Source organism: Polaribacter sp., assembly GCF_051251875.1.
Lineage (GTDB): Bacteria > Bacteroidota > Bacteroidia > Flavobacteriales > Flavobacteriaceae > Polaribacter.
This window is the reverse complement of record NZ_JBPOGL010000015.1, coordinates 56,067-75,279: the sequence shown is the minus strand read 5'-3', so window position 1 is coordinate 75,279 and position 19,213 is coordinate 56,067. Positions and strand designations below refer to the sequence as shown.

The window sequence follows — 19,213 nt, the reverse complement described above, 5'->3', positions numbered from 1 at the left end:
AAATTATGACACAATATACAAATAAAGTCACTTATAGTTATAAATATTTTATTTACCTTTCAGCATCTAAAAAATTATATGAAATATATGAAGAAACTAGCATTGCATTGGCAAATATTATTAGGAATGTTATTGGGAGTTATTTTTGCTCTAATCATGACCAATTTTGATTTTGGTAAAGAATTTATTAGTGATTGGATTAAACCATTTGGTACCATTTTTATCAATTCATTAAAACTTATTGCAATTCCGCTTATTCTTGCTGCGTTAATTAAAGGAGTTTCAGATTTAAAAGACATTTCTAAACTCTCAAAAATGGGAGGAAGAACTATTGGTATCTATATTGTTACCACTGTAATTGCCGTTTCTATTGGTTTGGTTTTGGTAAATCTAGTAAAACCTGGTAAACAAATTACGGAATCTACTAGAACAGAAATGGTAGATAGTTATGGTACAAGTACTACAAAATATAAAGATGAAGCTGCAAAGCAAAAAGAAACTGGACCACTACAAGCTTTAATAGATTTAGTACCAGAAAATATTTTTTCGGCAGCTACAAGCAATCGAAATATGTTACAGGTTATCTTTTTTGCTGTATTTTTTGGAATTGGTTTAATTTTAATTCCAGAAGAAAAAGGAGAAACAGTGAAGAAATTTTTTGATGGTTTTAATGAAGTTATTCTAAAAATGGTAGATTTAATTATGCTAACCGCTCCTTATGGTGTTTTCTCTTTATTAGCAGCTCTCGTTGTAGAATCACCAAGTTTAGATTTATTTAAAGCTTTGGGTTGGTATGCATTAACTGTTGTTGGCGGGTTAGCCTTAATGATTGTATTTTATAATATATTAGTGGTTGTTTTTACAAAGAAAACCCCTAGTTTTTTTATGAAAGCAATTTCTCCTGCACAATTATTAGCGTTTTCTACAAGTTCTAGTGCTGCAACTTTACCTGTTACTATGGAAAGAGTTGTAGAACATATTGGCGTAGAAGAAGAAGTGGCAAGTTTTGTATTGCCCATTGGTGCAACCATAAATATGGACGGAACTAGTTTGTATCAAGCAGTTGCAGCAGTTTTTATTGCACAAGCTTTTGGTATGGATTTAACTTTTGGAACACAATTAGGTATTATTGCAACAGCAACGTTGGCATCTATTGGTTCTGCTGCAGTTCCTGGAGCAGGAATGGTAATGTTAGTTGGTGTGTTGGGGTATGCAGGTATTCCGGAAGCTGGTTTGGCCTTAATTTTTGCTGTGGATAGACCTTTAGATATGTGCAGAACAGTGGTAAATGTTACTGGTGATGCTGCTGTTTCTATGTTGGTGGCAAAATCTGTAGGCAAATTAGGAGATCCTAAAGTTCAAGAATGGGATGATAATTATAAAAAGTAAAATAATTTGTAGTGCAATCTATTGTGTGATTATAAAATTAACTTTTTAAATTTTAATCATAAGATGTCTTTAAAAATAAAAAAACCTCTAGTTTCTATTGAATGGTTAATGGATAATTTAGAAAATGAGCATATAATTGTTTTAGATGCAACTATGCCTAAAGTTACCGATGTAGATCAAGTGTTAGAGGCAAAATTGCAAATTAAAAATGCTGTTTTTTTTGATATTAAAACTACTTTTTCTGATAAGAATTCACCTTTTCCAAATACAATTTTATCTCCAGAAGAGTTTCAGGAAAAAGCACAAGAATTGGGTGTAAATAATAATTCTTTGTTAGTTGTTTATGATGATTTGGGTATTTATTCTAGTGCAAGAGTTTGGTGGATGTTTCAACTAATGGGTTTTCATAATATTGCGGTTTTAGACGGAGGATTTCCTTTGTGGAAATCTAAAAACTATCCTGTTGAAGCACCTAAAAGGCATCAAGTAAAAAAAGGAAATTTTACTGTAAATTATCAACCAGAAAAAATAAAATTTACAAAAGATGTTCTTTTAGCCATAGAGAATAAAAATATTATAATTGCTGATGCTCGTTCTAAAGGAAGGTTTTTTGGAACAATACCAGAACCCAGAGGTGATGTAAAAAGTGGGCATATTCCTAACGCTACCTCTTTGCCTTTTAGTGAAATACAAGAAAAAGGAAAAATGAAAACAGAAGAGGAATTAAAAGAGATTTTTGGTAGAATCTCTAAAAATAAAGAGGAATTTATTTTTACCTGTGGCACCGGAATTACAGCTTCAATTTTAGCTTTAGGTGCAGAAATAGCAAAAATTAAGAACTATGCAGTTTATGATGGTTCTTGGACCGAGTGGGGAAGTACCCATAATTTGCCTATAGAAATTTAAAAAAAATAATTGATTATGAATATTACAAATTGGACCAAAGATGAATTTAAAACGTACGTTTTAATTTACGCCGCACAATGTAATTATATTGAAACAGATGAAGAAAGTATATACATTTTGTCAAAAGTAAATGAAACTTTGTATAATAAAATTCATACAGAAATTGTGCATGATAACGACTATCAATGTATGGAGAAAATTAAAGAATATTTATCGGAAAATAAGTATTCAACAATAGATAAAGAAAACCTTATCAAAGAAATTAAAGATGTTCTTTTTGCAGATGGTTCTGTAGATGTTTTAGAGCGTAATATGTTTTTAATTCTTAAAAAAATCATCAACTAAACAACTGTTTATATATAAAAAAATGGCTTTCTAAATATAAATTTTAGAAAGCCATTTTTAATATTAAAGTTGAAATCTTTTTTTTGTCTTACGCGATATTTCTGATTATTTTATAGCTTCTAGGGCTAGTTTATTTGTAAAATTACCGAGCATACAATAATTTGCTATTCTTGTATATTTAAAGAAACCAATCTATCATTAAGCGGCTGTTCATTTCTATAATTGTCTATAGGCATATTCTTTTTCAATTTTAAAACTTCTTCTACAGAAACAGTTATAGGATCTTTAAACACTACCCAATTTACACTTTCTGTACAAGGAGGAGTTGTTAAAGAGCCTCCATAAGAATAAAAATTGTTGTTTTCTGGAAATAATGTTGCTAAACTTAAAGATTGGTGTATTTCTTTTGTGGTGTTTTCTTTAATTGGTAAAAAACTTTCAAAAAATTCAAATAATTGACTTTCTTCTCCTTCTTGGGCCAAAACACTCATTACCGTATAGGTATTTGATTTACTCTTATGAACTAAGTGAATTTCTAAAGGAAAACGGATTCCGTTTATAGTATGTTCAGAAGGTTCGTGAAAATGTAATTGAGATAAATAATACGTGTCTCCATGATATTGTATAGAATCTCCTGCTTCAAAATTAAACTGAATTGAGTGTCCGTTATTAATAACTTGTTTTAATTCTGTGGTAGGAGTGTATAAAATGTTTAACGGATTTTCTTTTTGCTGTATAGGTTTTGTATTAATATCTACAATATTTATGGGTGACTGTTTTTTTCCATCGCAATCAGAATTTTTTTCTATTTCAACCCAATGTTCTGGTGAGGTTTCACCTTTATAACTCCAATGTGGATGGTTTTCTGTTTTGTGAGTGTCTTCTTTTTCTTTGGATGTTTTACAACAGGTAAACCCTATAAATGTAAAAATAGTGAATAATGTAATTATTTTTTTCATGTTTTAAATAGTTGTTTTAATAAAAAACAAAAGTACATAAAGTAGTAAAATATATTTTATAACATTTGTCATGTTTTAAAGAAAAGTAATCAATCGGTTTCGTTATCACAGAAAATGACTTTTATTAATGAAGTGCAAGGAAAATTGAATAATTTTTTATTTAAGAGTAGGGTATTACTTTTGTTAAAATAAATAAAAACAAGGGAGTTTAGTAGGCGATAAGCAAAAAAAAACCTCATCATTAAAAAATGATAAGGTTGTATTTTTATATAGTGAGTTGATTAACGTTCTCTACGTCTTCTTCCGAATCCGCCAGATTTTCTATCGCCACCAGTTCCAGGATTTCTGTCTGGTCTATCAGAACGTCTTTCAGACGATCTACTACGAGAAGAAGAAGAACCTTCTGCGCTTCTACGCTTACCAAATCCGCCATCTCTTTTACCAAAAGATTTTTTACCACCTCTTCGGCCACCACCAGAACGTTCTTTTTTAGTAACCTCTATATTTACAGAGCGTCCGTCAAAATCTGGTTGATTGCTAGAAAAAGCTTCTAAAGTTTTGTCTTCGAAATTTTTATCAATTTCAAAGAAAGAGAAAGTATCTAAAATATCGATAGCTCCAATTTCTATTTTATCACCAATGTTTTGGTCATTAATTAACCCAATTAATTTTCCTGGATTTAAATTGTCTTTTCTACCAATATTGATAAAGAAACGTGTCATGTTTTCATCAACAGATCTAGCTCTAGAGTTGTCTCTAGAAGATAAATCGTTTAAATCTTTGGCGTTTTCATAATACGCTAACATGGTATTAAATTCTAAAGAAACAAATTTCTTTATTAATTCTTCTCTATCTAAAGAGGCTAATTTTTCGTAAATATTTGGTAAAAACTCATTAATTTGAGTTTCATTTACTTCAATATTTTGAACTTTATCAATTAAGTTCATTAATTGATTCTGACAAATTTCTTTACCAGTAGGCACTTTAGCCTCAACAAACTTCTTTTTAATGATTCTTTCTATCTGACGTAATTTTCCTTTTTCCTTTCCGTTTACTAAAACAATAGAAATCCCTTTATTACCAGCTCTACCAGTTCTACCACTTCTATGTGTATAGTTTTCTATCTGGTCTGGTAATTTATGGTTTATTACGTGCGTTAATTCAGTAACATCCAATCCACGAGCTGCAACATCTGTAGCTACTAATATTTGAATTGATTTTTTTCTGAATTTACCCATTACAGAATCTCTTTGTGCTTGAGATAAATCTCCATGCAAAGCATCTGCACTATAACCATCTTTTATTAAATTATCTGCAACCTCTTGTGTTTCTCTACGAGTTCTACAAAAGATAATTGCATAAATATCTGGATTTAAATCTGCTATTCTTTTTAATGCTGGGTAACGAGTTCTTTCTGTAACTCCATAATACTCATGACTTACATTGTCTGAACCAGAATTTTTCTCACCAGAAGTAATTTCTACTGGTTTGGTCATGTAGTTTCTTGCAATTGCTTCAACTTCTCTTGGAAAAGTTGCAGAAAACAATAACGTTTGTTTTGTATCTGGAGTAGCATCTAAGACTTTATCTAATTCGTCTTTAAAACCCATATTTAACATTTCATCAGCTTCGTCTAAGACTAACCATTGAACGTTTCCTAATTTTAAAGCTCTTCTGTTAATTAAATCTACGGTTCTACCCGGAGTTCCAACAACTATTTGAGCTCCTCTTTTTAAAGCTCTAATTTGATCTTCCATACTAGAACCACCATAAACGGTAGCTACTTTAACATCTGGCAAATATTTACAAAAATCTTTAATATTATTACCAATTTGAACAGCAAGTTCTCTAGTTGGTGATAAAATAATTGCTTGTACGTTATTGCTGTTTGAATCTAAAAGTTCTAATATTGGCAAACTAAAAGCGGCAGTTTTACCTGTACCTGTTTGTGCAAATGCTTTTAAATCGTCTGTAGATGAAATAATTTGTGGAATTGCTTTTTCCTGTATAACGGTAGGTTTTTCGTAACCTAAATCCGTCAATGCTCTGTTAATCGGTTCTTTTAAACCTAATTCTAAAAATGTTGACATTACTGTGTTTTTTTGGATTCACAGAACGCCCACCTGCAAACCCGATTATAAATTCGACCTGATTTTTAATGAGTTACACTCAGAATAAAAATCGTGCAAATTTACGGTAAATTAAATTGAAAACACTTAAAATGTGACTTTATTATTAAAAAAGAAATTCTCAAGGTTTTTACATCGTCTAACTACCAGCTATAACAGCGTTTTAATGGCAATAAAACTTGTGCTTGCCTCTAATTTGGTTTTGGAATTATAAGTAAAAAAACTAGTATTATTCACTTAACTTTTTAAGCTGATCATGAATGTTGTTTGAAGAAATAGAAGCAAAACCATTTACAATCTTTCCCTGTTTATCAATAAGAATAGTTCTTGGCATTTTGCTGGTTAAAAAATTATTAGCATTGCTTTTCTCATCTAAATAGAATTGCTTTTTTATATCTAACCTATGTATCTTATCGGTGTTATTTCCATCAATCTTAACCAATAAAAATTGTACATTTGGGTAGTTTTTAGTTAAATAATTGATTCTAGAAGCTAAGTAAGCTTTTGAGAAATAATTTGGATTCCAAAAAAACAAGAATGTATTTTTACGGTGTAATAAATGCTGAATATCTTGTGTAGAATTTGTGTAATCTGTTACATTAAAATTTGTAATTTTATCTCCTTTTACTAAATATTTACTATCGTTTAGCAACAGTTTTACTTGGTTTTTATCTTCCTGATTGTTACTTAAAGTAAAGAAGGTGTCAAAAGCTTTTTCATTTATATTACAAGAAGATTTTTCATAAAAATGCCCAATTACAGTTTGCTTTAAAAAAGCATCTTTAGAAGCACCAGATTGTAATTGAGTGTCTATTGTTTTTAGCAAATCTACCGTAAAATCTGTAGAGTATTCATTGGTCATTGGCAAGTATTGTCCTTGTGCAAAAGTAGTGTTGTATAAATAGGTTTTTATGTAATGAGAATATGGAGAAAAATACATGAATGAATTTTTATGTATGTCTATATTCTTTCTATAATTGTAGAAATCTGCATTGGTAATAGGAAACTCTTTTTGCTTTGAGTATTTTGTATATGCCATCGGATATCTTTCTGTTCTGGCATAAATAGGATAGGTAATTGCAACTTTTAAAAGATCTTTAAAACCATCTGTTTCTTCCGGATGATTTTTAATATAATCATTGTAGGTTTTTAGCTTTAGGGCAATTACAGAATCTGTTTTATGTTTAAAACTGGCAGGTTCTAATTTGTTAAATTTATAATATTTTCTATTGTCTTTTTCACCTTCTAAAAAACAATCAATTAAAATATTATTTCTTTCTGCTCCTTTGCCTGCAAATACTAAAGATTCGTCAAAATCCCATGTATTTAAACGCATTAACAAACTATCTTGTGGTTCTAAATAAATATATTGATGTTCTACACCATGCACAAAATAGTACAAACCTTCTTTTGCGTCATCAATTTTGGCTAAAAATTTATTTTGCTTATCTAAAAATATAGTATCAAGTGGTTTATCCATAGAATACAATACCACAAATTTAGATTTTGGATTTATAATTTTTCCACCAAAATAAGTCGCACTATTTTTTAACTCAGAGGTGCAACTACCAAGCATAATTATAAGCAAAAAGGGAATAAAGAATAATAATTTTTTTATCATATATCTAGATCTAATCCGTTTTCCAAATTTAGGTATTCATAAGAGCTACTATTGTTAATTCGTTGTTAAATTACTTCTAATAAAAAGACAAAAAAACCATTTCAATTGAGACCTATAAAAAGAAATGTAATTTGTACTTTTGCACAAAATTAAAAAACAGCATTATGTTATCAGTTTCTAATTTATCAGTACAATTTGGGAAGCGTATTTTATTTGATGAAGTAAATACAAAATTCTTACAAGGAAATTGTTATGGTATTATTGGCGCAAATGGCGCAGGAAAATCAACTTTTCTAAAAATAATTTCAGGAAAACAAGATCCTACTTCTGGGCATGTTCATTTAGACGCAGGTAAAAGAATGTCTGTACTAACGCAAGATCATTATGCTTATGATGAGTTTCCTGTATTAGAAACAGTGGTAATGGGTAACAAGCATTTGTTTACTATTAAAAAACAAATAGATGATTTGTACGCAGATTATAGCGATGAAAATGCAGAAAAAATTGGAGAACTTCAAATAAAATTTGAAGAAATGAATGGTTGGAATGCAGATTCTGATGCTGCTGCCATGTTATCTAATTTGGGCATTGCAGAAGATTTACATTATACATTAATGAAAGATTTAGATGGTAAACAAAAGGTACGTGTATTAATTGCACAAGCACTTTTTGGAAATCCGGATGTTTTAATCATGGATGAGCCAACCAATGATTTAGATTTTGAAACTATAGAATGGTTAGAAAATTTTATTGCAAATTTTGACAACTGTGTAATTGTGGTTTCGCATGATAGACACTTTTTAGATGCAGTTTGTACACATATTTCTGATATTGATTATGGTAAAATAAATCATTTTTCTGGTAATTATACGTTTTGGTATGAATCTAGCCAGCTAGCCACAAGACAAAGAGCACAACAGAATAAAAAAGCAGAGGATAAGAAGAAAGAATTAGAAGAATTTATCCGTCGTTTTTCTGCAAATATGGCAAAGTCTAAACAGGCTACTTCGCGTAAAAAAATGATTGATAAATTAAATGTTGATGAAATTAAACCTTCAAGTAGACGCTATCCTGCTATAATTTATAAAAGCGATAGAGAAGCTGGAGATCAGATTTTAAATGTAGAAGGTTTATCAAAAGAATTTGAAGGAGAAAAATTATTTGATGGGGTTCATATCAATTTAAATAAAGGTGATAAAGTTGCTGTAATTTCTAAAAACTCAAGAGCTGTAACGGCGTTTTATCAAATTATTACAGAAAATGAAAAAGCAGATGCTGGTGAATTTGCATGGGGTGTTACTACAACACAATCTTATTTACCGCTAGATAATTCTTCTTTTTTCCAAGATGGAGAATTAAATTTGGTAGATTGGTTAAGACAATATGCACAAACCGAAGAGGAACGTGAAGAAGTTTTTATTAGAGGTTTCTTAGGAAAAATGATTTTTTCTGGTGAAGAAGCTTTAAAGAAAAGTGATGTGCTTTCTGGAGGAGAAAAAGTACGTTGTATGTTGTCTAGAATGATGATGAAAAGAGCTAATATTTTAATATTAGATGAACCAACAAATCACTTAGATTTAGAATCTATACAGGCATTAAATAATGCATTAATTAATTTTAATGGAACCTTGTTGTTTACAACACATGATCATGAGTTTGCACAAACTGTTGCGAATAGAGTTATAGAATTAACACCTAAAGGAGTTATTGATAGATACGCAACTTTTGATGAATACTTGTCAGATCCTAAAGTGAAAGAATTAAGAGAAAAAATGTATTCATAATAAAAAAAACTAGCAAATTTAAGGTTATTTTACGTGTTTAGCGGGCAAGTGTTTATGTAAAAGAACTGTTTAAAATATGTATCACCAAATCTTTAGTCAACGGTTTTCCGTTGGCTATTTTTTTGAGGTTTTGAAAGGTAAAAATAAAATCGCAACCCGATTTATAGAGAGAACAACCGTAAGCAGTTTTTCCTTTTAGAACCGTTCCTTTTTTACATTTTGGACAACTAATTTTATCATTATCATTACCAGATTGCTTCATGGAATCTGTTTTGATTGGAGTAGAAAGGTTGGCTGTTACATTTTTTTTAGGTTCTAGTTTTAAATTATAAGCATCATCAAACCTAATTAAACCTTCTACAGATCCAGTATCAGTTTTAAATCCTTTTAAATTTGTTGTACAACCTTTGTCAATCAATCGAATTATCTGATTTTCAGAAACCTTTTTTCCGTAAATTTCAAACGGAATTTTTAAATGGCAATTATTTTTATATTCAGAACACCCAAAAGCGGCAGATCCTTTTAAAAGTTGTCCTTTTTTACATTTCGGACAGGTTTTACCTGCAACTTGTTTTTTTGTAGTTGTCTTTTTTGTTTTTGAACCAGCAGATTGCTTTGTTTCACTCGCAATAACGTTAGAAGAAATTCGTTTTTTAGACGTATTTGAGCGAACCTCATAGACCAATTCATCTACCATTTTCTTCATATTGTTTATAAAGGTACCAGCATTGAATTCTCCGCGTTCAATTTCTTTTAAACGCTTTTCCCAGCGTCCTGTTAATTCGGCAGATTTTAATAATTCGTTGTCTATAATATTTATTAAATCGATTCCCGTTTGGGTTGGTAAAACCAATTTTTTCTTACGTTCAATATATTTTCTTCGGAACAACGTTTCTATAATACTTGCTCTTGTAGAAGGTCTTCCAATGCCGTTTTCTTTCATTAATTCGCGCAAATCATCATCATCTACCTGCTTTCCTGCAGTTTCCATGGCGCGTAATAAACTAGCTTCTGTATAATTTCTTGGTGGTTTTGTTTCCTTTTCTAAAAAAGAAGGTTCATGAGGTCCTTTTTCACCTTTTACAAATGCAGGTAATGTTTTTTCCTCTTTAGCACTCTTAGCTTGCCGAAGAGCTTCCGTTTCAAAAGCAATACGCCAACCTTTGGTTAAAATTTCTTTTCCGGTTGTTTTAAAAGGAACATCTGCCGCTTTACCAATTACAGAAGTGTTAGAAACATCAGAATCTGGGTAAAAAGCACCAATAAATCTGCGTGTAATAATATCATACACTTGTTGTTGATTGTATTGTAAATTTCCCTGAATTCCAGTAGGAATAATTGCATGGTGATCGGTTACTTTTTTGTCGTCAAAAACACGTCTCGATTTCTTTATTTTCTTCCCTAAAAGAGGTTGTGTTAATTGGTTATAGTTTGTTAATTTTGATAAAATTCCTGCAATTTTAGGATAGACATCATTGGGTAAGAAAGTAGTATCTACTCTTGGGTAGGTAACAACTTTCATTTCATATAACTTCTGTACCATTTTTAGTGTTTCATCTGCAGAAAAACCAAATTTGTTATTACAATATACTTGTAAACCGGTTAAATCAAACAGTTTTGGAGCATACTCTTTTCCTTTCTTTTTGGTAACAGAAACAATTTCAAAGTCAGATTCTTTTACTTTATTAGCTAAAACTTGTCCGTCTTCTTGTTTTAAAAAACGACCTTCTTCATAATTAAACAGCGTATTTCTGTACGTGGTTTGTAATTCCCAATAAGGTTGTGGTTTAAAATCTCTAATTTCAAAAAATCGATTAACCAACATGGCTAGGGTAGGAGTTTGTACTCTACCAACCGATAAAACTTGTTTAAATCCGCCAAATTTAACAGTATACAAGCGGGTTGCATTTAAACCTAGTAACCAATCTCCAATGGCTCTAGAATACCCAGCATAATATAAATTATCATATTGTTCTGCTGGTTTTAAGTTGTTAAATCCTTCTTTTATAGCTTCTTCTGTTAATGAAGAAATCCATAAACGTTGTACTTTTCCTTTATAACCACATTGGTTAATAACCCAACGCTGAATTAATTCTCCTTCTGTTCCTGCATCCCCACAATTGATGATTACAGATGCTTTTTCGAATAAAGATTTTACAATATTAAATTGTTTTTTAATTCCTGCATCGCCTGTAACTTTGGTATCAAAACGATCTGGTAACATGGGTAAGTTGTTCAAATCCCAACTTTTCCAATGCGGTTTGTAGTCTTTAGGCTCTAAGAGTGTGCATAAATGTCCGAATGTATAAGTTACTGCATAGCCATTGCCTTCGTAGTAACCATCACGTTTTGTGTTGGCTCCTAGAATATTAGCAATTTCTCTTGCTACAGATGGTTTTTCGGCAATACAGACTTTCATTTGTGTTTTTTGTGAATTCGAAATTAAGAAAATTATTAAGAATACTGATTCGTTTTTTTGAAAGAAAATAGAAAATTAAAAATGAAGATAGCATTCTAAATTTTCAATTATAATATTATGTGTATATAATAATAGAAAGAAGCGTATTTTAGAAATGGTTCTTAAATATTAAAATATCTTTCTGATAAATTATGTTAAATTTAAAATTGCATGAAGTTTTTGAGTTAAATGACTTTACAAAAGTATTAAGAGTTGAAAAAGGTGTTATTTATCTATTTCACGAGAACAATAAAGTAATAAACAGTTGCTTTGTTGAAATGGAGGATAAGCTATTTATAGAAACTAAACCTTCTAATAGAATAGAAATTAGGTAAGTACTTTAATAGAGAATATAGTTTTTTTCTTAATTCTATATTCTCTATTATTTTATTTTTTAAGCACGATTTTACTTCACCAAAGCCAATTGAATTCGTTTTTTCGCTATATCAATTTCTAAAAATTCACAATAATTGTGGATAAAAAAGAACAATGATTTTTTACCTTAAAATTAGGAAAAAAAACTTTTTTTTAAAAATTCGAAGGAAATTTATTACTTCAATTTTGAGAGTTCCTTTTTAACATCGTCCCAAGTTGTTTTTTTCTTTTTGTTAGATTCATTAACCTCTTGTTGTATCTCATTCTTTTGAGAATCCGTTAAGTCATCCCAAAGATCATTTTTTTCTGTTTTATTGCTCATTTTATAAATATAAGAATTATTATTTACTTTACTAAAGCCAATTGAATTCGCTTTCTAACAACATCAACCTCTAGTACTTTTGCAATAATTTGTTGTTGTAAAGACACAATAGTATTTACATCTTTTACAAAAGTATCTGATAAATTAGAAACATGAATTAAGCCACTTTCTTTGATGCCTATATCAACAAAACAACCAAAATTTGTAATATTATTTACAATTCCTGGTAATAGTTGCCCTATTCTTAAATCAGAAATTGTTTTAATAGTTGCATCAAAAGAAAATACTTTTGCTTTTTTTCTTGGATCTACACCTGGCTTTTCTAATTCCTTAACAATGTCTTCTAAAGTAGGTAAACCAATGGTTGCTGTAATATAATTTTTTAGGTCAATTTTCTGAATCAGTTCTTTGTTACCAATAAATTCAGCAACTTTTTTGTTATTGTCTTTGGCAATTTTATCAACCAAATTATAACTTTCTGGATGCACAGCAGAATCATCTAACGGGTTTTTACCGTTTTTAATTCGTAAAAAACCAGCAGCTTGTTCATAGGCTTTTCCGCCTAAACGAGGCACTTTTTTTATTTCATTTCTCGATGTAAAAGAACCATTTTTGTTTCTATAATTTACAATATTTTCGGCAAGTTTAGGTCCAATTCCAGAAACATAACTCAATAAAGATTCACTGGCAGTATTAATGTTTACACCAATAGTATTTACGCAACTTTCTACTGTGGTGTCTAAAGATTTTTTTAATTTTGTTTGATCTACATCATGCTGATATTGGCCAACGCCAATAGATTTTGCATCAATTTTAACCAATTCTGCCAAAGGATCTTGCAATCTTCTGCCAATTGAAACTGAACCACGAACGGTAACATCGTAATTAGGAAATTCATCTCGAGCAATTTTTGAAGCCGAATAAATAGATGCGCCAGCTTCACTAACTACAAAAACATCAATAGCATTTTTAAATTGAATTTTTTTCACCAATTGCTCGGTTTCTCTTGAGGCTGTTCCGTTGCCAATTGCAATGGCTTCAATTTGATGCGCTTCTGCCAAAGAACTAATTTTTTTTATGGCTTCAATAGTTTGGTTTTGTGGTGCATGCGGAAAAATAGTTTCGTTATGTTCTAATTCTCCTTGTTCATTTAAACACACAATTTTACAACCAGATCTAAACCCAGGATCAATGGCTAAAATTCTTTTTTCACCTAAAGGCGCACCCAAAAGTAATTGTTTTAAGTTTTTAGAAAATACGGTTATGGCGTCTTCATCTGCCTTTTCTTTGGCAAGACTTAATCTTTCATTAGATAAAGAAGGATATAATAAACGTTTATAGGCGTCTGCAATTGCTAATTCTATTTGTGGAACACATTCGTTTTGTGTGCGAATAATTCGCTCTTCCATTTTTTGAAGCATTCTTTCATTGTCAATTGCTATTTTAACACGTATAAAACCTTCACTTTCTGCTCTTAAAATGGCTAAAAATCTGTGCGATGGAATTCTGCTTAAAGATTCGCTCCAATCAAAATAATCTTTAAATTTTTGCGCTTTCTCTGAGTCAATTTCTTTCTTAATTACTTTGGATGAAATTGTGGAATGACGTTCTAATTCTCTTCGAATATTATTTCTGATGTCTGTGCGTTCATTGATCCATTCTGCAATGATAAAACGAGCACCTTCTAAAGCAGCCTCAACCGTATCAACTTTGTTGGATGTATATTTAGAAGCTGTGTGTTCTAAATTATGTACACGCTGACTCATGATCATTTTTGCCAAGGGTTCTAAACCTTGTAAACGAGCAGTTTCTGCTTTGGTTTTACGTTTTTTCTTAAAGGGCAAATACAAATCTTCTAACGCAATTAAGTCTCTAGAAGTAGTTACTTTTTGTTCTAATTCTGTTGTTAAAACATTTTGTTCTTCTAAGGCTTTTAAAATAGCTTTTTTACGTTTCTCTAAAGCTTCAAAAGTTTCTTTAAATTTAACAATGTTACCAATTTCTACTTCGTCTAAATTACCTGTCATTTCCTTTCTATACCTGCTGATAAAAGGAATTGTTGCATCTTCATTTAACAATAAAATGGTGTTTTCTACAGATTTAGATGAAAGTTGTGTTTGCTGAATTATATATTGAAGGATTTGCATTTTTTTATTTGAATTTTATCAGAAAAAAGAAACCTCATAAAAGTGAATTTATGAGGTTGCTAATATACTTGTAATATTAAGAATTTAGTTTATTTCTTAATCCATTTTTTAGAATAAAAATTGCCTAATTTATCTTCCAATTTTAAAATGTAGAGACCAGAATTTAGATGGTTAACATTTACTTTATTAGTGGAAAAGTTTAATACTTTTCTTCCTGAAATATTATAAATCTCACCATTTTTAAAATCTGAATTAAACTGTATTGAAAATGCATTTTTCACAGGATTTGGATAAATAGTTATGCTTTTCAAACCATCTTTACTATTAAATTTGTCAATGTCTAATATTGAGCCAATATTTACAGATAATAATTCATCACCTTTATTATCTATTTCACCAGAAAAATAATAGGTTTCATTTGTTACTTCACTATAGTAATTAGTTAATCCAGGTGTATTTGATGGAGGGTTTGTATTATTGTTTTCTATTAAAAGTGAATAGATATCCGTCAAATTTTTACTATCAGTATTTAGTAATTTCATCTTTTGAGTGATAACATTATTTTCAGTTTCAGTATAAGTAATTAATAAATCATTACCAAAAGGAGTAAAATTATAATTACTTAAATATTCATTACTAATTTGTGAAAGTACAGGTTCTGGTTCTGAAGTTTCATTACTTCTCCAAAGTTCAGATCTAAAATTAGTGTTTAAAATATTGAAATAAAAGTAGTTATTATGTTGAAATAGAATTGTTGGATTAGAGCTATGAGAACCGCTAATAATATCTTTATATAAAGCAAAACTATCGTCTTTTTCTATGGACCAAAGTTCATTTCCTGCTCCTAAATTATCATTTTTTGTAAAATAAATTCTCTCTATATATGGATAAAAAGAGGTAGTTAATAAAACATTAGTATCTGGAATTTTTACAATTCCATTGGCATCATCTGTTCTAAATAATTCATATTTATTTGTAGCTTTTTCTCTTCCATAAAAGTAAAAGTTGTTATTAAAAGTAAAAGATTTTACTTGAGAAATAGTTCCGTTTGTTACAATATCATTAATTGATGTAGCCAAAACTGTTCCTTCAAACGTACCATCAGTTTTCCACATTCTATTATTTAAATTTGTTTCTGTGCCAGAAATTCCAACATAAAAGTATAACTGATTATTAGATATTACAAGATTTGGTCTTTCATCTAGAGCTTGTCTCCAGCAAGAATTAGCACCTGGATTTATGTCTTTAAGCATTGCAGTTCCTGAAGTTGTACCATCAGTTTTCCATATTTCCATTCCATTTGTGCCATTATCAGCAAAAAAGTAGAGTTCATTTTTATATTCTATGAAATTACCAAGTCTAACATAAGATCTTCCATCATTTTGAAAACCATCTCCAGTTGGATTGATATCTTTTAAAAGTTGCGTTCCATTTGCTGTACCATCAGTAATCCAAAGTTCTAAGCCTTCATTTTCTGAATAAGCTTTAAAAATGATTTTATCATTTAAAACATAAAAATCGTGAGGATTTCCAGAAGCAATTCCTGGAAAAATATCTTTTACCAAAGATGTTGTTGTACCATCAGAACGCCATAATTCTCGTCCATTCATATCATCATCAGCAACAAAATAAATTTTTCCATTTAACAATGTATGAAACCTTGGGTAAGCACTTAAATTACTAGTTTTATTAATGTCTTTTAATAATTTAGTTCCTACATCTGTTCCGTCTGAAACCCATAATTCTCCTATGTTATTAGCCCCAGAATAACTTCCGGAAGAAAATATAAGTTTATCATTTATCGTTTTAAAAGTTAAGGGAACTACATTGTCTGGCCAAAATTTGTTTAAAGGTATTGTACCATTTTCTGTTCCATCAGTACTCCATAATCTATCATCTTTACCTACTTCTTCTGCGTTAAAAAATACTTTACTCCCTGTATTTAAGAACTGATTTCCGCCTTTAATCAATGCAAGGTTTGGTGTGTTTAACCTAGTAGTAGTGTTAGAGTTACCATCAAATAAATGAATTCCTTTTTGAGTTAAGATCAATAAATCTGTATCTCTTTTTGCAATTCCAACTATAATTCCATCACTATTAATATTATTAAAAACTAGTTTTGTACCAGATTCTGTACCATCAGTTTCCCACAATTCTTTATCAAAGCCAAAATATATTTTATTATTAAAAGGAGTTATAAAATCTATAGTTTTGTAACTAGCACCTGTAAATTCTTTAATTTTAATTGTTCCGTTTTCAGTACCATCACTAGACCATAAATGTTTTTTATCTAGGCTAAAAATGCTGAAATTATTTACTTGATAAAAATTTGTATTTGGTGTGTCATCATCATCTTGAGTAATGTTTTTTAATAACATTGTTCCGGCCGGAGTACCATCTGTTATATAAGGTTCTCTGCCATGAGAATCTGTGGTCAAATAAATAATAATCTTGCTATCATTAAATTTAAATATGTTTTTTTCATTATCTGAAGCTTCTAAATATTCTGAACTAGGAAAATTCATTAATAAAGTAGTGGTAGTACCATCTGTTTTATATAAAGCACTATCATTATTATTTTGAGGATCAGATTGCCCTGTGAAATAAAAATAATTTCCATAAGCACCAACTTGGTATTCTAAAAGATCAAGATTTATGGTTACAGTTTCTGTTGTAGTACCATCTGTTTTTACAATTTTTTGGCCATCAAAATAAAATATATAATTTTCTGTAGGATAAAAATGGTTTGTAATTGGTAAATTATCTAATTGTGTTGTACCAGAAATAGTGCCATCTGTTTTCCATCTTTTATATTCTTCTGATGCATTAGAGAATGGTTCTGTAATTAATGCAGAGAAATATAATTCTCCTTTAAATTCAAAAAAATCTTTAGGGAAACTGCCTGCAGTTCCTTGATTAATATCACTTACAACATTAATTTGTGATGATATTGAAAGACAAAAACTGATTGATAAAAAAAGTATGAATTTTTTCATAAGATTGAAGTTTTAATTTATTCAAAATTATGATACAAGTATTAGATAATCAATACGTCATATATCGTATTTTTTATGAAATCACTTTTTCAAAAGCCAATCTTTTTGCACTGTACGTTGTGTAAATAATTCCGCAATATGTGTAGCCTAGTTTCTTAATTAAAGATTGCATGCCAAGATTGTCTTCATGGGTATCTATCTTTAAGCTTGTTATTTTTTTAGTTTTTAATTGTTGATGAAATTCATTAAAAATAAATGTTGCCAAACCTAGTTTTCTAAATTCTTTTTTGATGGCTAATCTATGAATAACTCCGTAGGTTTTGGATTCATCTATCAACCAATTTCCGTTAATAATCTTATAGGTTGGTTCAGGGTTTATGGTAAACATAGAAGTTGCCATAATTTTATTTTCATCATTTACAACTACATAACTTTCATTGTTTTTAATATCATTCTCAATTTGTTCTTTATTTGGATATCCATTTTGCCATTGATCTATATTTAGAGAAGCTAAATAGCCTTTTGCATCTTCAATAATTTCTAATATTTTAGGAATATCTTGTTGGGTAGATAGCTGTATTTTCATGTATGGAAAAGTATAAAAAATCTATGAAATTGCAAATAGTTTTTTATTTTAATCATTGGTAAAACTTAGCTTTTACATAAGAGCAGCATTTTTTTAAATTTGCAATTTTATTAACCCCGTATAACTACCTGTTTTATCAAAACTGTAATTCTACGCTACTGTAATTGCTGTAATTGATTGATATTTGTTGCAAGGGGATTATTTAAAAGACGTTGCATTATACTATAGAGAATCTTTGTAAAACACAGGTTTAATTATATTTTGTGACGTTTTTTTTTAGTATTATTTCTAATCGTTATTTAGAAGTGGGGAAATGAAACGCTATGAAAATTGTTTGAAGATTTATTGTTTTAATTAAAAAAGGTGTGATTTTAAATCGCACCTTTTTTAGTTTAATCAGAATGTACTTTATTTAAGTCTTACCTTTTTTGTTTTTAGAAGGAATTGTAAAAAAAATAGTAAACTCAAAATGTAAGGAAGATGTCAGAAAAAAACTTAAATCATTTTAAAATCTAACATTAAATCACCATCTATAGAACATTGTAAATGATCTCCTTTAAAAATTTCTCCTTTGCCTAATGCGGGAGTTCCTGTAAAAATTAAATCTCCTGGTTGCAGGGTCATGTATGTAGAAATGTATACAATAATATCAGCAAAATCATTAATCATATAAGCGGTATTGCTTTTTTGTTTTTCTTCGCCATTAATTTTTAAATCGAAAGTAATGTCTGATAAATTAAGGTATTCAGTAATAGCTTTAAAGCTAGAAATAGGTGCTGCACCATCAAAACCTTTTGCAAATTCCCATGGATATTTACTTTCTCTAGCGTCTTTTAAAATATCTGTTGCCGTATAATCTATACCCACTGCAATTTCAGAAATAAAAGAGTTTGCATTTTCTTTAGAAATGTTTTTTCCTTCTTTTCCTATTTTAATCACTAATTCTACTTCGTAAATTAATTCGTTGGTAATACTTGGGTATTCAACATCACAATTTACGGCTAAACTAGATTCTGGCTTAGAAAAGATAAATTTTTTACCTTTCTTTTTTTCTTCAATATCTTTTAAATCTGTAACATAGTTACTACCTATTCCTAATATTTTCATTTTATATATATTTTGTAAGTAAATGTAAAAAAAATATCCGCTAAAAAAGAAAAATTATTTTCATTTATTAGCGGATATTTTAATAGTAA

13 protein-coding genes are annotated in these 19,213 nt (G+C 29.6%); 4 read left to right on the top strand and 9 right to left on the bottom strand.

Going from position 1 to position 19,213, the window contains the following annotated elements; genetic code table 11:
* The first annotated feature begins 87 nt into the window (after positions 1-87).
* The 3 genes from ACSHW5_RS08580 to ACSHW5_RS08570 all read left to right on the top strand — a co-directional run bounded on the left by ACSHW5_RS08580 (position 88) and on the right by ACSHW5_RS08570 (position 2,640).
* Entirely contained in the window at positions 88-1,389 is a 1,302-nt protein-coding gene (locus ACSHW5_RS08580; protein WP_435675709.1) for a dicarboxylate/amino acid:cation symporter, read from the top strand.
* Between the two features lie 63 nt (positions 1,390-1,452).
* Positions 1,453-2,295 (top strand): sulfurtransferase, encoded by an 843-nt coding sequence (locus ACSHW5_RS08575; RefSeq protein WP_435675708.1) that lies wholly within the window; start codon positions 1,453-1,455, stop codon positions 2,293-2,295.
* A 15-nt stretch (positions 2,296-2,310) separates the two neighbouring features.
* A complete protein-coding gene (locus ACSHW5_RS08570) occupies positions 2,311-2,640 on the top strand; it encodes a hypothetical protein (RefSeq protein WP_435675707.1) in 330 nt (109 codons plus the stop codon).
* A gap of 164 nt (positions 2,641-2,804) precedes the next feature.
* On the opposite strand, the gene ACSHW5_RS08565 is transcribed toward ACSHW5_RS08570, so the two are convergent.
* The 3 genes from ACSHW5_RS08565 to ACSHW5_RS08555 all read right to left on the bottom strand — a co-directional run bounded on the left by ACSHW5_RS08565 (position 2,805) and on the right by ACSHW5_RS08555 (position 7,349).
* On the bottom strand, positions 2,805-3,599 hold the full coding sequence (locus ACSHW5_RS08565; protein WP_435675706.1) for a carbonic anhydrase: 795 nt from the start codon (positions 3,597-3,599) through the stop codon (positions 2,805-2,807).
* Positions 3,600-3,880: 281 nt separating this feature from the next.
* Positions 3,881-5,689 (bottom strand): DEAD/DEAH box helicase, encoded by a 1,809-nt coding sequence (locus ACSHW5_RS08560; protein WP_435675705.1) that lies wholly within the window; start codon positions 5,687-5,689, stop codon positions 3,881-3,883.
* Positions 5,690-5,957: 268 nt separating this feature from the next.
* A complete protein-coding gene (locus tag ACSHW5_RS08555; protein ID WP_435675704.1) occupies positions 5,958-7,349 on the bottom strand; it encodes a TlpA family protein disulfide reductase in 1,392 nt (463 codons plus the stop codon).
* 164 nt (positions 7,350-7,513) lie between these two features.
* Between ACSHW5_RS08555 and ACSHW5_RS08550 the strand changes: the two genes are divergently transcribed.
* The gene (locus ACSHW5_RS08550; protein WP_435675703.1) at positions 7,514-9,133 is read left to right on the top strand and encodes an ABC-F family ATP-binding cassette domain-containing protein; all 1,620 of its coding nucleotides are present in this window, start codon (positions 7,514-7,516) and stop codon (positions 9,131-9,133) included.
* 52 nt (positions 9,134-9,185) lie between these two features.
* On the opposite strand, the gene ACSHW5_RS08545 is transcribed toward ACSHW5_RS08550, so the two are convergent.
* From ACSHW5_RS08545 to ACSHW5_RS08520, 6 genes are all read right to left on the bottom strand, one after another.
* Positions 9,186-11,552, bottom strand: coding sequence for a DNA topoisomerase 3 (locus ACSHW5_RS08545; protein ID WP_435675702.1), 2,367 nt, complete (start codon positions 11,550-11,552; stop codon positions 9,186-9,188).
* Between the two features lie 589 nt (positions 11,553-12,141).
* On the bottom strand, positions 12,142-12,288 hold the full coding sequence (locus ACSHW5_RS08540) for a hypothetical protein (protein WP_218730533.1): 147 nt from the start codon (positions 12,286-12,288) through the stop codon (positions 12,142-12,144).
* 23 nt (positions 12,289-12,311) lie between these two features.
* On the bottom strand, positions 12,312-14,435 hold the full coding sequence (locus ACSHW5_RS08535) for a Tex family protein (protein ID WP_435675701.1): 2,124 nt from the start codon (positions 14,433-14,435) through the stop codon (positions 12,312-12,314).
* An 89-nt stretch (positions 14,436-14,524) separates the two neighbouring features.
* Complete coding sequence (locus ACSHW5_RS08530; protein WP_435675700.1) at positions 14,525-17,431, bottom strand: T9SS type A sorting domain-containing protein; 2,907 nt, start codon at positions 17,429-17,431, stop codon at positions 14,525-14,527.
* 73 nt (positions 17,432-17,504) lie between these two features.
* Positions 17,505-18,017, bottom strand: coding sequence for a GNAT family N-acetyltransferase (locus ACSHW5_RS08525; protein ID WP_435675699.1), 513 nt, complete (start codon positions 18,015-18,017; stop codon positions 17,505-17,507).
* Between the two features lie 495 nt (positions 18,018-18,512).
* Entirely contained in the window at positions 18,513-19,124 is a 612-nt protein-coding gene (locus ACSHW5_RS08520) for a fumarylacetoacetate hydrolase family protein (RefSeq protein WP_435675698.1), read from the bottom strand.
* Positions 19,125-19,213 lie beyond the last annotated feature (89 nt).

Excerpts from the sequence above, each read along its gene's own strand:
- ACSHW5_RS08550 (WP_435675703.1), top strand. The coding sequence starts at position 7,514 with ATGTTATCAGTTTCTAATTTATCAGTACAATTTGGGAAGCGTATTTTA.
- ACSHW5_RS08580 (WP_435675709.1), top strand. The coding sequence starts at position 88 with ATGAAGAAACTAGCATTGCATTGGCAAATATTATTAGGAATGTTATTG.
- ACSHW5_RS08535 (WP_435675701.1), bottom strand. The coding sequence starts at position 14,435 with ATGCAAATCCTTCAATATATAATTCAGCAAACACAACTTTCATCTAAA.
- ACSHW5_RS08540 (WP_218730533.1), bottom strand. The coding sequence starts at position 12,288 with ATGAGCAATAAAACAGAAAAAAATGATCTTTGGGATGACTTAACGGAT.
- ACSHW5_RS08570 (WP_435675707.1), top strand. The coding sequence starts at position 2,311 with ATGAATATTACAAATTGGACCAAAGATGAATTTAAAACGTACGTTTTA.
- ACSHW5_RS08555 (WP_435675704.1), bottom strand. The coding sequence starts at position 7,349 with ATGATAAAAAAATTATTATTCTTTATTCCCTTTTTGCTTATAATTATG.
- ACSHW5_RS08530 (WP_435675700.1), bottom strand. The coding sequence starts at position 17,431 with ATGAAAAAATTCATACTTTTTTTATCAATCAGTTTTTGTCTTTCAATA.
- ACSHW5_RS08525 (WP_435675699.1), bottom strand. The coding sequence starts at position 18,017 with ATGAAAATACAGCTATCTACCCAACAAGATATTCCTAAAATATTAGAA.
- ACSHW5_RS08520 (WP_435675698.1), bottom strand. The coding sequence starts at position 19,124 with ATGAAAATATTAGGAATAGGTAGTAACTATGTTACAGATTTAAAAGAT.
- ACSHW5_RS08545 (WP_435675702.1), bottom strand. The coding sequence starts at position 11,552 with ATGAAAGTCTGTATTGCCGAAAAACCATCTGTAGCAAGAGAAATTGCT.
- ACSHW5_RS08560 (WP_435675705.1), bottom strand. The coding sequence starts at position 5,689 with ATGTCAACATTTTTAGAATTAGGTTTAAAAGAACCGATTAACAGAGCA.
- ACSHW5_RS08575 (WP_435675708.1), top strand. The coding sequence starts at position 1,453 with ATGTCTTTAAAAATAAAAAAACCTCTAGTTTCTATTGAATGGTTAATG.
- ACSHW5_RS08565 (WP_435675706.1), bottom strand. The coding sequence starts at position 3,599 with ATGAAAAAAATAATTACATTATTCACTATTTTTACATTTATAGGGTTT.